The 13,884-nt window shown below is 67.8% G+C and carries 12 protein-coding genes and 1 pseudogene; 6 read left to right on the top strand and 7 right to left on the bottom strand.

The window, feature by feature from the left end:
* Positions 1-73 precede the first annotated feature (73 nt).
* Positions 74-1,444 carry a fucose isomerase gene (locus FHG54_RS00770; RefSeq protein WP_233437821.1) on the top strand — a complete coding sequence of 457 codons (1,371 nt, stop codon included), beginning with the start codon at positions 74-76 and terminating at the stop codon, positions 1,442-1,444.
* A gap of 102 nt (positions 1,445-1,546) precedes the next feature.
* Here the strand turns inward: FHG54_RS00770 and FHG54_RS00765 are convergent, their stop codons facing one another.
* Positions 1,547-5,638, bottom strand: coding sequence for an NPCBM/NEW2 domain-containing protein (locus FHG54_RS00765; RefSeq protein WP_168197047.1), 4,092 nt, complete (start codon positions 5,636-5,638; stop codon positions 1,547-1,549).
* Positions 5,639-5,817: 179 nt separating this feature from the next.
* Between FHG54_RS00765 and FHG54_RS00760 the strand changes: the two genes are divergently transcribed.
* Entirely contained in the window at positions 5,818-6,666 is an 849-nt protein-coding gene (locus FHG54_RS00760) for an alpha/beta fold hydrolase (RefSeq protein ID WP_139415455.1), read from the top strand.
* A gap of 189 nt (positions 6,667-6,855) precedes the next feature.
* Here FHG54_RS00760 and FHG54_RS00755 read toward each other — a convergent pair whose 3' ends face one another.
* Positions 6,856-7,503 (bottom strand): ester cyclase, encoded by a 648-nt coding sequence (locus FHG54_RS00755; RefSeq protein WP_233437820.1) that lies wholly within the window; start codon positions 7,501-7,503, stop codon positions 6,856-6,858.
* Positions 7,504-7,555: 52 nt separating this feature from the next.
* Here FHG54_RS00755 and FHG54_RS00750 point away from each other — a divergent pair, with 52 nt between their 5' ends.
* The gene (locus FHG54_RS00750) at positions 7,556-8,092 is read left to right on the top strand and encodes a TetR/AcrR family transcriptional regulator (protein ID WP_233437819.1); all 537 of its coding nucleotides are present in this window, start codon (positions 7,556-7,558) and stop codon (positions 8,090-8,092) included.
* Between the two features lie 171 nt (positions 8,093-8,263).
* Here FHG54_RS00750 and FHG54_RS00745 read toward each other — a convergent pair whose 3' ends face one another.
* Entirely contained in the window at positions 8,264-8,575 is a 312-nt protein-coding gene (locus tag FHG54_RS00745) for a MazG nucleotide pyrophosphohydrolase domain-containing protein (protein ID WP_139415453.1), read from the bottom strand.
* Positions 8,576-8,668: 93 nt separating this feature from the next.
* On the opposite strand from FHG54_RS00745, the gene FHG54_RS00740 reads away from it, so the two are divergent.
* Positions 8,669-9,274 carry a class I SAM-dependent methyltransferase gene (locus tag FHG54_RS00740; RefSeq protein WP_210415451.1) on the top strand — a complete coding sequence of 202 codons (606 nt, stop codon included), beginning with the start codon at positions 8,669-8,671 and terminating at the stop codon, positions 9,272-9,274.
* Positions 9,275-9,339: 65 nt separating this feature from the next.
* On the opposite strand, the gene FHG54_RS00735 is transcribed toward FHG54_RS00740, so the two are convergent.
* Positions 9,340-10,134, bottom strand: a complete 795-nt coding sequence (locus FHG54_RS00735; RefSeq protein WP_139415451.1) for a class I SAM-dependent methyltransferase — start codon at positions 10,132-10,134, stop codon at positions 9,340-9,342.
* A 119-nt stretch (positions 10,135-10,253) separates the two neighbouring features.
* Between FHG54_RS00735 and FHG54_RS00730 the strand changes: the two genes are divergently transcribed.
* Positions 10,254-11,024, top strand: coding sequence for a helix-turn-helix transcriptional regulator (locus FHG54_RS00730; RefSeq protein ID WP_168197046.1), 771 nt, complete (start codon positions 10,254-10,256; stop codon positions 11,022-11,024).
* 61 nt (positions 11,025-11,085) lie between these two features.
* Here the strand turns inward: FHG54_RS00730 and FHG54_RS00725 are convergent, their stop codons facing one another.
* From FHG54_RS00725 to FHG54_RS16565, 3 genes and pseudogenes are all read right to left on the bottom strand, one after another.
* Positions 11,086-11,376, bottom strand: coding sequence for a type II toxin-antitoxin system RelE/ParE family toxin (locus FHG54_RS00725; RefSeq protein WP_139415449.1), 291 nt, complete (start codon positions 11,374-11,376; stop codon positions 11,086-11,088).
* Positions 11,373-11,606 carry a type II toxin-antitoxin system ParD family antitoxin gene (locus tag FHG54_RS00720; protein WP_139415448.1) on the bottom strand — a complete coding sequence of 78 codons (234 nt, stop codon included), beginning with the start codon at positions 11,604-11,606 and terminating at the stop codon, positions 11,373-11,375. Before FHG54_RS00720 ends, FHG54_RS00725 begins: the two co-directional genes overlap by 4 nt.
* Positions 11,607-11,953: 347 nt before the next feature.
* Positions 11,954-12,638: pseudogene (locus tag FHG54_RS16565) on the bottom strand (histidine phosphatase family protein).
* Positions 12,639-12,717: 79 nt separating this feature from the next.
* Here FHG54_RS16565 and FHG54_RS00710 point away from each other — a divergent pair.
* The gene (locus tag FHG54_RS00710; protein WP_139415447.1) at positions 12,718-13,767 is read left to right on the top strand and encodes a lipoate-protein ligase LplAB; all 1,050 of its coding nucleotides are present in this window, start codon (positions 12,718-12,720) and stop codon (positions 13,765-13,767) included.
* The last annotated feature ends 117 nt before the right edge of the window (positions 13,768-13,884 follow it).

Here is a 13,884-nt window from a genome sequence, read left to right as displayed (position 1 = left end):
GATCCGGCCACCGGGCACGGGTTCATCTCGAGCCAGCGCATGGGGCTCGAGGTGTTCACGGCGATTCCGGTCGATGCCCCCGCTCATCGTCGCCGAGGCGGTGTGGCAGTACTCGCACCATGTGCTGGCGGGTCTGCGCACCCATCGCGGCCCCATCCTCACCGTCGCGAACTTCGTGGGCGACTGGCCGGGTCTCGTCGGCCTCCTCGGCCTGAACGCCGGGCTGACGAAGATGGGCACGCCGTACTCGACGATCTGGTCGGTCGACTTCACCGACGAGTGGTTCAGAGACGGGCTCCGCGAATGGGTCGAGACCGGGCGCATCACCCACGACGCCTCGCACGTGCGGGCGCTGCCCGAACTGCCCGACACCCCCGAGGTGCGCCTCGGCCGTGCCCTCGGCGACCAGCTGCTGGCCGACAAGGCGATCATCGGCGTCTTCGACGAGGGCTGCATGGGCATGTACAACGCGGTGTTCGACGACGAGTTGCTGAACCAGCTCGGCATCTACAAGGAACGGCTCTCGCAGTCGGCGCTCTACGCCGAGATGCTGACCGTGCCGGATGCCGACGCCGATGCCGCTCGCGACTGGCTCGTCGGGCGCGGCATGTCCTTCCGCTTCGGCACCGACGATGCGACCGAGCTCACGGCAGAGCAGGTGCGCTGGCAGATGAAGATGTACATCGCGGCCCTACGCATCGCCGACGACTTCGGCCTCGACGCCGTCGGCATCCAGTACCAGCAGGGGCTGAAGAACCTCGTGCCGGCATCAGACCTCGCCGAGGGCGTGCTGAACTCCACCGAGCGGCCCCCCGTGTTCTCGCGCGACGGTTCGCGCGAGCTCCACGCCGGCCGCGCGTTCCCCCACTTCAACGAGGCCGATGAAGGGGTCGCCGTCGACGCGCTCATCACCGATCGCGTCTGGAGCGCGATGGGGCTCGTGCCCGACAACACCCTGCACGACGTGCGCTGGGGCGAGGAGTACGACGGCGAGTTCGTCTGGGTGTACGAGATCTCGGGCTCGGTGCCGGCCTCCCACCTCGATGGCTGGCAGCACGCGGAGGGCTGGCGCCAGGACCCCGTGTTCTTCCCTGCGGGCGGCGCGACGATCAACGGGGTGTCGAAGCCCGGCGAGGTCGTGCTCTCGCGCGTGTTCATCGCCGACGGCATCCTGCAGGCCGACGTCTTCCGCGGTACCGTTGCCGAGCTTCCGGCAGCGGAGACCGAGCGCCGAAAGCAGGCGACCAACCCCGAGTGGCCGATCGCCCACATCGTGCTGCACGACGTGACCCGCGACCAGTTCATGGCCCGTCACAAGGCCAACCACGTGCAGCTCGTCTACGCTCCCGACGCCGAGACCGCCGACCGGGCCCTCACGGCGAAGGTCGCAATGCTCGACCGCATCGGCGTGCAGGTCAACCTCGTCGGCACCGTGGCGCTCTGAGCACCGTGGCGCGCTGAGGCAGGAGGCCGGACGCGGGCCGAGCAGAGTGACGGATGCCCCGGGCCGAGACCCGGGGCATCCGTCATCTGGAGAGGTCGGCCGCTAGCCGCAGCTGCGCGCGTCGTACGGCACCGTGCGTGTGGTGACCGCCCCATCGGAGGCGGTCGCCGTCACGGTGACCTCACCTGCCGCTAGGTTCGCCGTGCGGGTCGAGAACGCATGTACGGCGTTCTTGCCGGCCGCGACCGACGCGAACGACTTCTCGCCGAACTCCGACTGCATCTTCACGGCCAGGGCTGCGTCCTCCTCGTTGGTCGCCTTGACGCTCAAGTACGCCTTCGATGCGATGCACCGGGTGTCGGCGGTCACCGTCACCTCGGGGCCCGCGGAGTCGCAGGTGAACCGGGCGTCGCCCCAGATGCCGTGGGCGCCGTTGATGCTGCCGGGCGCCTCGACGATCAGGTCGACGTACTGCGCGCCGGTCAGGTCGACGTTCACCGACTCCGGGGCGAAGCCCGGCGTGAACGTGCGCGACTGATACCGGTTGACGCCGTCGGTGTCGACCTTGAAGATCACGTTTCCGGCGAAGCCCGATTCGAGTCCCACCTCTGCGGTGAAGGCCGAGCACGACCCGCCCACGTAGTAGGTGATCTTCGACTGGGCGTGAACGCCGAGCCCCTTCTCGTACTCGGGCGACGTGCCGGTGTCGGGGTCCGTGTAGTTGATCTTCAGGGGCAGGTCGGGTGACGAGGCCGCGTCCTTGTTCGCGACATCCTTGCCGATGACGCCCCAGCCGTTGGTGGCGCTCAGCCAGTCGAGATCCGAGGCCCAGGCCGAGCCCGCCGGCACCGCCGGCAGCGGCTGGTCGACGATCTGCCAGTCGAACATCTTCATGCGGCTCTCGTTCGGCAGCACGATCGAGGCGACCTCCTTGCCCGGGTTCAGGCGGAGGAGGTTCGAGTACACCTGGTACTTGCCGTTCGGGTACTCGTACACGTCGGGGTTCGTGGCGCTGTTGCGGCCCATCGACGTGATCGCGACGGTCGAGCCCTGCAGGCCAGACGCCTGCAGCAACCAGTTCGGGATGTACACGTTCTGCTTCCCGACCGTGCCGTCGGTGTAGTTGATCGTCAGCTCGGGGTTCACCCCGGCGCCGGTGGCCGCCGAAGCGAGGATCGCGAGGTGCGTGCCCTGGCCCGAGAGGGCGATGGTCTGCCCCGTGGGTGTCACCGAGTTCGGCGTGCCGACCGGGGTCGGCCAGGTGTACTCGATCGCCGCATCGCCCGTGCCCACCGTGACGGTGCCGCCGGGAGTCACGCCGGCCGCTTCGAGCGCCGCCTTCGAGAAGGATGCCCCGCCACCGTCGAAGTTGCCGGCGGTCGCCGTCTCGAGATCGGTGATCGACACCGCGTTGAACGCGCCCTGCAGCGAGCCGTAGGCGACGTAGAGCTGGTTCGCCCCCGACACCTCGACCTGCTGACCGGATGCCGAGGTGTACGCCGCCGTCACGGTGACCGTCTGCAGATCGGCGCCCGATTCGGCGGTCACCTCGAGCACGAACTCGGCGGTCATCGACGCGCCGGGCTCCACCCGGTCGGCCGACTCGCCCGTGGCCGACACGAGGTTCCAGCCCTCGGGCAGCTCGGGAGTGAGCACCACGTCGTCTTTCGCGGCCGAGCCGGTGTTCGTGAAGGTCGCGGTCGCCGTCGTCTGCGTGCCCTGGAACACGCGGTCCTCGAGCGTGACATCGACGGATGCCGCGGAGGCGTCTTGATCGCGGCCGCCCACGGCGCTCGTGCCCGAGAGCACGACCTGCGCCGAGGCATCCGATGCGAGCCGGCCGGTCGAGACCACCACGACGCCGCCCGTGCGGTCGCCCTCGTAGGCCCAACCGGTGCGGCCGTCGAGCTCCGCCGCGTCGGCGACCTGCTCGAGCGCGGTGCCGTCGAGCGAGGCCGCGGCCGGCTCGGAGCCGGTGTGCACTTCGAGGCGGTAGGCGCGTTCGGCGGCCTTGCCGTCGTACTCGCCCGTGCGCTCGCCGAGCGCGATCGTCACGTCGCCCTCTTCGGCGGCCGCCGGAGCGCTGACCTCGAAGAGCTGCGTGCTCGCCTCGCCGGCGGCGTGAGCCTGCGTGACCTTGTCGTCTTCGTACAGCGTGAACGAGGAGTCGCCCTGCGGGTACGCCGTCACCGTGATGGGCGAGTCCTCGGGCACGAGGGAGGCGTTGCGGGCGGTGATGCCCTGCGGCACCAGTGCTCCGGCACGCACGAAGATCGGCAGTCGGTCGAGCGGAGCGGGGTGGCCGTTGATGACCTTGCCGCCCTCGTGAACTGTGCCGGTCCAGTAGTCGACCCAGCGATCGCCCGCGGGCAGGTAGATGCCGTTGCGGATGTCGGAGTCGGTGAACACCGGCGCGACGAGGAAGTCCTCGCCGAGCAGGAACTCGTTGTTCGCCTCGACGCTGTAGGCACCGGGGTCGTTCGGGTACTCGATCGCGATCGACCGCATCATCGACAGGCCCGTGCGGTGCGACTCCTCGGCGAGCGTGTAGATGTAGGGCATCAGGCGCTGGCGGAGCTGCAGGTAGTCGCGGTTGATCTCGGTGGCCTCGTCGCCGTAGAGCCACGGCCGCTTGTCGGTCGCCGCCCAGCCGCTCATGGAGTAGAGCGCGGGAGCGAAGGCCTTCCACTGCAGGTCGCGCACGTAGCTCTCGGCCGAGCCGCCGAAGATGCCGTCGACGTCGCCCGTCGTGAACGCGAGGCCCGAGTTGCCGGCGCCGGTGAGCGCCGAGACCTGCCAGCGCACGGCGTCGAGGTTGCCCGAGTGGTCGCCGGTCCACTGCATGCCGCAGCGCTGCGACCCTGCCCAGCCTTCGACCATGAGCACCTGGCCGCGCGCATCGGAGTACTGCTCGATGCCGTCATGGGCGGACTCGCAGCCGGTGAGCGCCTGGCGGTAGCCCTGGCCCACCCACGCTACGTCGAGCTTGCGCAGGCGCACGCCGGCTTCGCCGACCTCGAACTCCTGGTTCGTGAGCGAGCGCTGGGTCCAGAGGCCGGTCTTCAGCCCCGTTTCTGCTTCGATCGCGTCGACCGTGGCGGGCAACTCCTCGTACTCGCATCCGTACCCGTCGTTGACGAGCATCCAGCCGGCGGGCATGTCGTTGTCGACGAAGCCCTTGGCGAAGTCGAGCGCCTGCGGCGTGCGCAGCTTCGCCGGATCCTTGTAGGCCGTGTACGTCGGGTTGCCGCGGTTGTAGCAGTCGGCGTCGCCGTACTCGAGCCCGTAGACGGGCGGCATCATCGGGCGCCCGGTGAGCTGGGTGTACGAGTCGAGCGACTGCTTGTAGTCGCCCACGAAGTAGTAGGCGTCGAAACGCCGCTCCTGGTGCGTCGTGGTGTGTGCGGCGAAGTCGTAGCTGCCGCGCGCGAAGGTGTTGCGCAGTGCGCCGTAGCCGTTGGACGACATGTAGTACGGCACGGCGTTCGGGTAGCCGTCATCGTCCCAGTCGAAGTTGGCGGCGATGTTGATGGTGGCGCCGGTGTGGATGGAGCGGCCGTTCTGCATGCCGCCGCCGAGGAACTGCTCGCCGTCGACTGCGGCCAGGTGCTGGGTCGCCGACGAGGCGCCGAAGGTGATGGGCGCGGTCTCCGACCAGATGACGGAGCCGTCGGCACGAGTCGCGCTCGATCGGCCGGTGGCGCGGTCGACGACCACCGAGACGGCCTCGGTGGCGATGGTGATCGTGTCGCCGTCGGTGACGGTGACGTCGGCGGCCTCGAAGCTGTCGGTGCCGACGACGATGTCGGCCGTGCGCTCCGGGTCGCCCTGCGGCGTGTTCGCCGGGTCGGTGAAGCTGCCGCTCGGGTCGGCCTCGAAACGGAAGGTCGCCTCGTCGAGGAAGGTCACCCGCATCGCGCCGCCGGCAGCGGTGAGCGTGACGCTCGCGCCATCCTGCTGCACGTCGCCGATCGCGCCCACCGGGGTGCCGGCTGGGTCGACGGCGACCTCTGGGGTCACGGGCTTCGGGGTGATCGGCGTCGTCGCCGCGGAGGCCGTGGCGGCCTGGGGCGCCGCGGCCGGGGTCGCCGTGGCCTGGGTCGGCGCGGCCGGGGGCTCAGCGGCCGGCGCCCCGGGGGCCGCCATGGCCGGGCTGATGCCGACGGTTGCCAGGACTGCGAAGGCGGTTCCCATGACGATCGCCGGGGCTCGAGAGCCCCGGCGTGTTCGGGTCGTACGGTGGATGACCATCATTGCTCACTTTCACCATTGACTGCATATGACGTTAATCAGGGAGAAACGCTCATATCTGATCACTTCAGAGTCGCCGCGGTCAAGGGGTTTCGGAACATGAGTCGTGATTCAATGGCGGCATGGCGACCTTCACCGATGCGCACGGGGTCCGGATCCACTACGAGTCGTGGCGCGTCGACGAGCCGCATGCCGTCGTGCAGCTCGCGCACGGCATCGGCGAGCACATCGGCCGGTACCAGGAGCTCATCGCGGCGCTGAACGCGGCGGGCTACACGGTCTGGGCCGATGACCATCGCGGTCACGGGCAGACGGGCTTCGAGCAGCACGGAGGCGACCTCACCCGTATGGGCCGGCCCGGGCCGGGCGGCATGCGCGCGGCGATCGCCGGCGTCGAGCGATTCGGCGAGGTCATCCGCGAGGCAGAGGGCGACGACGTGCCGCTCGTGATCCTCGGGCACTCGTGGGGCTCGTTCATGACGCAGCACGTCGTCAACCGGCATCCCGACCGATACGACGCCGTCGTGCTCACCGGATCCGCGTGGTTGCAACTCGGCTACACGAACCTCGGCAACCTCAACAAGGGGTTCGCTCGGCCCGACGGCACGCCGGTCGAGTGGCTGAGCCGCGACCCGCAGGTCGCTCGCGACTTCATGGCCGACCCGTACACGACGGATCGCACACTGCAACAGCTGTTCGGATGGCCGCAGTCGTTCACGCTCATGACCCGACCGTCGAAGCGCATCCCGAGCGAGCTGCCGCTGCTCATCATGGTCGGTGGCGACGACCCGGTCGCGGGCGAACGGAGCTCCCTCGCGTTGCTGCGTGACTACGTGCGCCGCTGCGGTCTCGTCGACGCGCACCTCATCGTCTACGAGGGCGCCCGGCACGAGGTCTTCAAGGAGACCAATCGCGTCGAGGTGCGCGCCGACCTCATCAGCTGGCTCGACGAGCGCTTCGCCGTCGACTGAGCACGCTGCGTGCCGGCGGGAGTCGCGGCTGCGCAGTCATGTGGGTTCCACGCCGAAGGGCATGGAGTCCCGTGCGCACCGGAGGCCGCAAGCCCTGAACGACCGCAAGCGGATCGTGACTCGCACACGTCTGGATCGTTGTCGTCGTCCAAAGCATCCATCGGGTCGCCGATTGGGATCCCGATCCGTTCAGGCGACGACGGGCGCCAAGGGAACTGGCTGCTCGGCGGCATCCGTCGTCGCCCCGTGCTCCTTGCGCGGAGGCAACAGCTCGTCGAGGCGGCCGCTCTGGACCAGGATGGCGAATCTGTCGGGAACACCCCAATGTTCGACGATCCGGCCATCGACCACGCGCGCGATATCGATGACGGTGAGTCGCACCGTGCGGCCGGTGGGAGGACCGAAGAACGGACCCGTGTTGGTGCCGGTGGCCTCCGCGCGCATCCAGACGATGTCTCCGACCTGGGCCCAGTCCTCGACGGTGAAGCTGATGTCGGGCATACCCTGGTGCACCTGCTCGATTCCGCGCTTCACCTTCTGGATCGCGTCTTCGCCGACCCCCGTCATCCCGAACTGGTGCTCGATCAAGTCGGGCGCGCAGAGTTCGTCGACGATCGCGGTGTCGCCGGTGGCGAAGCCCTCCGTGAGCATGCGCTCGAGCATCTGGACCTCGGGCGTGCGATTGGTGTTCATTTCGCCCTCCTTGCAGTAATGCTGTATCCGATGCAGTAGGCATGCATTGAGTACAGTGGATATTCTGAACTCCATGGAGCCGCGTGTCAAGAGGTCGACCTCGGCGTATCGGCAAGAACAGGCCGAGGCGACGAAGCTGCGCATCGCGGATGCCGCGCAGCACCTCTTCGCGACCCACGGGTACTCCGCCACGAGCATGGATGCGATCGCCCGGGAGGCCGGCGTCGGAAACCGCACCGTCTATGCGGTATTCGGCACCAAGCGCGAGATCCTCAACGTGATCTGCGACCGCTGGCTCGAGCGGGCCAGCGCGCGGCCGCTGGCGCAAACCGTGCTCGACGAGCCGGACCCGCTTCTTCGTCTCCGCGGGGCGGCGATGTGGCTCACGAAGCTGTACTCCACTGACTTCGACGTCGTGCGCATCCTCGATGCGGCGATGGATGAGGATGCCGAGACCCGCGATCTGCTTCGCGCGAAGCTGCGCGGCCGCAACCGCGTGATGGATCGGCTCATCGCGTCGATCGAGGTGCACCTTTCAATGCCGCTCGACGACGCCCAGGCCGTCTATCGTGCGTTCGCGGCGCCGGGAGTCTACGGGGAGCTGGTGGTGGGCTCAGGCTGGCCGGTCGACCGCTTCGAGACCTGGCTCGCTGAGACTCTCGCCACCCAGCTGTTCGCGGGCGAAACGGGCGACGATACTGCGGAAGCCATCGCCCGCACGCGACAACGTTGAGAGAAGTCGGGCGCGGGGGCAGCGGAGTCCGTAGCGCCTCACGGGCTGGTGCTGATCGGGATCGCGATCATCCGGCGCCGCCGCCGGACACCGTGATCGGCGCCTGCAGCGGCAGTTCGCCGCTGGCACCGGAACCACTGCAGCGCACCACCATGTGCGCTCAGCGATCGGCTATCGGGATGGCTTCCAGACGAGCCACTTTCGGTCGACCTGGCTGGCAAGGTCAACGCCGAAGCGATTCGCGATGAGGAGCACCTGAGCGAGTACGTCAGCCAACTCTTCGCTGAAGTCCGCATCGAGTTCGTGATCGCTTCGTCCTTTGTCACGCGCCTGACCTGCTCGTGCGAGGTAGGCCTGCGTGAGCTCTCCGACCTCCTCGTTCAGCTTTAACATCAGCCAGTCGTCTGTTCGGTCGATGTTGTGCCGCTCGGCATAGAACGCCGAGACTTCCTCGACCTCTTGGCCCATTCTCGCGATGTCCATTGGACGATCATGTCAGGGGATTTGAACGTCCAGACATGCCCGGATACCCATCGGCTTTCGGGCGGCGTCGGCGGTTTCCATAGACGCGAGCGTGTGATCAGCAAGGTCAGCTGCGCGTACTCCCGGCGGGCAGTGGAGTACACCGCTCTCTTCGGCTCGATGAGCCCCGTTCATCCCTCAGATTGTCAACTTGTATCGACTTGGGCGCAAGGGATCGAAGGTCGCGTGATCGATGCCGGCTGCGGCCCTGGCCAATGGACCAACTTCCTCACTGAACTCGGGCTGACTGCCAGCGGCGTGGATTTGGTGCGCGAATTCATCGAACGTGCCCGGCGCGAATACCCAGGCGTTCCATTCGAGGTCGGCGACCTCGACAATCTCGACTGCGAAACGGAAACGGTTGGCGGCGTCCTCTCTTGGTACTCCCTCATCCATCATGACCCCGGCACGATACGCCAGCCTTTGAGGGAGTTCCGTCGCGCACTCAGCCCGAGAGGCACGCTGCTCATCGGGTTCTTCGAGGGTGCCGTGGTTGAGCGGTTCGATCACGCAGTCACCCCGGCATACCGCTGGCCAGTTGGAGATCTCAGCGACGAACTACTCGCCGCCGGCTTCGATGTGGTCGAATCTCACGTCAGGACGACGACGGGCCAGCGGCCGCAGGCAGCGATCATTGCCCAACGGGCGGGCACCCGGTAACCGTCAAGCGAGGTCCGCAGGTTGATCGCATTTGCGACGTCGGTGGTGCGGGGTCCGCGCGCGGGTCAGGGCACGTGGCAGATGATCTCGCCGTGGAGGATGGAGAACCAACCGTCCTCGTCGTCGGCCCACTCTTTCCATGCCTCGCTGATCTCCTGGAGTTCAGCGGCAGTCGCGAGCCCGGTGCTGGTGATCTGACGCGCGATGGCTGAGTCGAGGATACGGTCGGCCCACATTCCGCCCCACCAGGCTCGTTCCTTCTCTGTTGCGTAGCACCAGGTGCTTGAGGTCGCTGTGACGTTGGTGAGTCCTGCTGCGTGTGCCCAGGAGAGAAGGCGGCGCCCGGCGTCGGGCTCGCCGCCGTTCGCGCGCGCGGCGGTGCGGTACAGGTCGAGCCACTTGTCGAGGAGGGGGAGGCGGGGCCACCAGCAGAAGCCGCTGTAGTCGCTGTCGCGTGCTGCGACGATGCCGCCGGGTGCCGTCACGCGCGCCAGTTCTCGGAGCGCCTGTACCGGGTCGGCCACGTGCTGGAGCACCTGGTGCACGTGAGTGACCTCGAACGAGGCATCCGGGAACTCGAGAGCGTGCACGTCGGCGACCTGCAAGTGGATATTCGTAGCGCCCCGCTCTGCGACGGTCGCGCGGGTGAGTCGGAGTTCCTCAAGCCCGACCTCGGTCGCGGTCACGGCATCGACGACCTCGGCGAGATCCACGGTGATCGTGCCCGGGCCTGCGCCGACATCCAGAAGCCGGTCGGTCGGCTTGAGCAGCGGGAGAAGATACGCCGCCGAGTTCAACGCGGTGCGTGAGCGGTGCGAGCGCAACACCGATTCGTGGTGGCCGTGGGTGTAGGTCGACATGCGGTTCCTCAGGACTGGAGTGCGGTTGCCTCCAGCCTCCGCGGCATCCTGCCGACTGGGAAGACCGTACTGTTCATAGGAGCGCCACACCTACCCATCCCGGAGCCGAAGGAGGCCGCGTGCCCAGTGAACTCGGGGACTTCCTCCGTGCGAGGCGGGCGGATGCGAGTCTCGCGCCGGCGCACGCGAACGACTCCGGTCGGCGCCGCCTCCCGGGGCTGCGGCGCGAAGAGGTAGCCACCGCCGCAGGAATCAGCGTCGACTACTACACGCGCCTCGAGCAGGGTCGCGAGAGCAACCCGAGCGAGTCCGTTGTGAACGCACTCGCCCGAGCACTCCACCTCTCACCCGACGCACGAGAGCACCTACTCCACCTCCGCCGGGCCGGCCCGTCGAGCCGCGCGGCACGGGCCGAAAGCGCACCGCTCGGCGCGCGGATGTCCGCCATGGTCGACGCCCTCTCGCCGAACCCTGCGTACGTTCTCGATCGGCTGAGCAACATGGTCGCCGTGAACGCCGAGGGCCTTGCCCTCTACGACGGGTTCGCCGAGCTCGCACCCGAGGACCGCAACACGTGCCGGTACCTGTTGACGGATCCACGAGCCCGCCAGGTCTTCGTCGAGTGGGAACCAATCGCGCGTGGCGCCGTCGCACAGCTCCGAGCCGCGAACTCCGACGACCTCCGCAACCCTGATCTGCAAGCGATCGTTCACGAACTCCGCGACCGGAGCCCCCAGTTCGCCGAATGGTGGGGCGAACACGTCGTCGAACGACGACGCGGCTCCGTCACACACATCCGCACCGACACTGGAGTGGTCGCCCGCCAGTACGAGGTGCTGCACCTGCCCGATGAAACCCTTCGGATGACCCTCTGGCTCCCCGCAACGTAGCGGCCTCCATCAGATCCAGCGATCGCAACCGCCGCCCGCAAACGGATCCGTCAGCGGTGTCTCACAGGTGTCGTGTCGGATCCATGCGCTGATGCAGGATCCGGATTACATCCACGCCGTCGGCGCTCTCGACGTAGAACAGCAGGTGGCTGCCGATGCTGTACCGACGGTATCCCTCGCGGATCTCATCGCAGTTGCGTCCGCGCCTGGGGTCGTCGGCGATGCGCTCGATCGCTGCTCTGATCTCAGTCACGTAGGTCTCCGCCTGATTGGCGTCCCAGCGCTCCTGGGTGAAGTTCCAGATCGAGGAGAGGTCTCGTTGCGCCGCCGGTGTAAGCCGGTAGCCCTTCACGACTTCTTCGCTGCGATGAAGGCGTCGAAGTCGAACGCCTCTGGCTCGCCGCTATTCTCGCCGGCGACGAGGGCAGCACGCAGAGCGGCAAGTTGCGTCTCCTGATCCTCGAGCAGCCGGAGGCCGGCGCGGACGACCTCGCTGCTGGATCGGAAACGCCCCGACGAGACCTCTCGCGAGAGGAAGTCCGAGAAGTGGTCGTCCAGGCTGATCGAGGTATTATGAGCCATACCGCAACAGTACCAAGAATTGGTATCCGCTGGCAAGCAGGCCTCAGGACCATCGCCTCGGCACGATCCTCACCGCACGTTCGCCCCAAGCCTGTCGCTTCTCTGATCACAGTACGAAGGTGGGCTGGAACCGGCGGACGACTTATTGTGAAGCCGAAGCAATCGCGAACTCGCCCCCGGCCAGCTGCCAACCTCGTCGTCCATGAGGTCTGCGTCCAATCTGATGTCGTTGGTTTCCGAGGAGGCGCGATGACGAGGCGACTACTGCGAGGGTCTGCCCCGACTGCATTCCAGCTGATCTTGAGAACGTCCGACTCCCGTCGTCGATTCGCCAAGTACGCGACAACTCATCGAGAAGACGACAGGGTACGCGAGAACCCACACGTCAGATCGCTGCGCGGGCTCGGCGGCACGTCGAAACCGAGCAGCCTGATGCGCGGGTGGTGGGCGGCCCGCGACTCGGTCGCCCACGGGTAGACGATCGTGGTCACCGAGCAGTTGCCGAGCACCGGCAGCAGGTCGCGATAGCCGTCGGGGTCCATGCCGGCGAGCTCGCAGAACAGCAGCCTGATGAGCGTCGCGTGCCCGACGATGAGCACGCGGCCCTCGGGGAACTCCTCGACGAGCTCATCGAACACCGGGAGCGCGCGGGCGATGCCGGCACGGCCGCTCTCGCCGCCGGGCAGCGGGTTCGACGCCGGCGCCTCGCCGAAGGCGGCCCACTCGTCGGGGAACCGCTCGGGCGAGTTCCGCCGGGGTGAGCCCTTCGCCGTCGCCGAAGTCGATCTCGACGAGCCGGTCGTCGATGCGCAGGGAGAGCCCGGTCGTCTCGACGGATGGCGCGGCCGAACGCCGTGCGCGGCTGAGCGGTGAGGCCACGATCGCGTCGAGCCGGGCGTCGACCGCCCACGCACCGAGTGCGGCAGCTTGGCCGAGACCGTGGCGCGTCAGCGGGACATCCGAGTTGCCCGCGTACCTGTGGTCGGCGTGCCAAATCGTCTCACCGTGGCGTGCCAGGTAGAACGTCGTCATCTCTGCCCCCTACGACCGATGCTACGCGCCCGCCTCGTTCTCCGGGCGGGTCGGTGCCGACATCCGTAGGCTGTACCGCATGCACGGTGAATACAAGGTGCCCGGTGGCAAGCTCGTCGTCGTCGACTTCGACGTGGTCGATGGCGTGATCGCGAATCCGCGTGTCGCGGGCGACTTCTTCCTCGAGCCCGACGAGGCGCTGGGCGACATCGACCGGGCGCTCGAGGGGCTGCCCGCGGCATCCGATGCCAAGCAGATCACCGCGGCGATCACGACCGGACTTCGGGGCGACGCGGTCATGCTCGGCTTCTCTGCCGAGGCGGTCGCGGTTGCGGTGCGCCGGGCGATGACGGATGCCACGAGCTGGGCCGCGTACGACTGGGAGATCGTGCACGGTGCGGCTGTGCCGCCGCGCACGCATCTCGCCCTCGACGAGGTGCTCGCGACCAGGGTCGGCGAGGGCCGCCGGAGGCCCACGCTGCGCTTCTGGGAATGGGACGAGTCGGCCGTCGTCATCGGCAGTTTCCAGTCGGTGAAGAACGAGGTCGACCCCGAGGGCGCCGAGAAGCACGGGTTCGAGGTCGTGCGCCGCGTCTCGGGGGGCGGCGCGATGATGATGGAGAAGGGCAACGTCGTCACCTACTCGCTCTACGTGCCGGCCGAACTCGTGCAGGGCATGAGCTTCGCCGACTCCTACGCGTTCCTCGACGACTGGGTGCTCCAGGGGCTGCGTGAGCTCGGCATCGAGGCGACCTACCAGCCGCTGAACGACATCGCGAGCCCCGCCGGCAAGATCGGCGGCGCCGCGCAGAAGCGGCTCGGCGCGGGCAGCGTGCTGCACCACGTGACGATGGCCTACGACCTCGACAACGAGAAGATGCTCGAGGTGCTGCGCATCGGGCGCGAGAAGATCAGCGACAAGGGCATCGCCAGCGCGGCGAAGCGCGTCGACCCGTTGCGTTCGCAGACGGGGCTGTCACGGGCGGCGATCATCGAGAGCCTGAAGCAGACGTTCGCGACGTTGTACGGGGCGACGCCCGGCACGGTGACCGCCGACGAACTCGCCGAGGCCGAGGCGCTCGTCGAGTCGAAGTTCTCGACGAGCGAGTGGCTCTACCGCGTGCCCTGACCTCGCCCGCCCCTTCCACCTTTTTCAAGAACCACCCTCCTGAACAGGTCGCTTCTCAGGAGAAATCGGGTTGTGACAGCCGAACCCGACGAAAATCTCCTGAGAAGAGCTGTGGGG

The sequence above is a fragment of the Agromyces laixinhei genome, from assembly GCF_006337065.1.
Classification (GTDB): domain Bacteria; phylum Actinomycetota; class Actinomycetes; order Actinomycetales; family Microbacteriaceae; genus Agromyces; species Agromyces laixinhei.
This window is presented reverse-complemented; position numbering and strand designations above follow the sequence as displayed.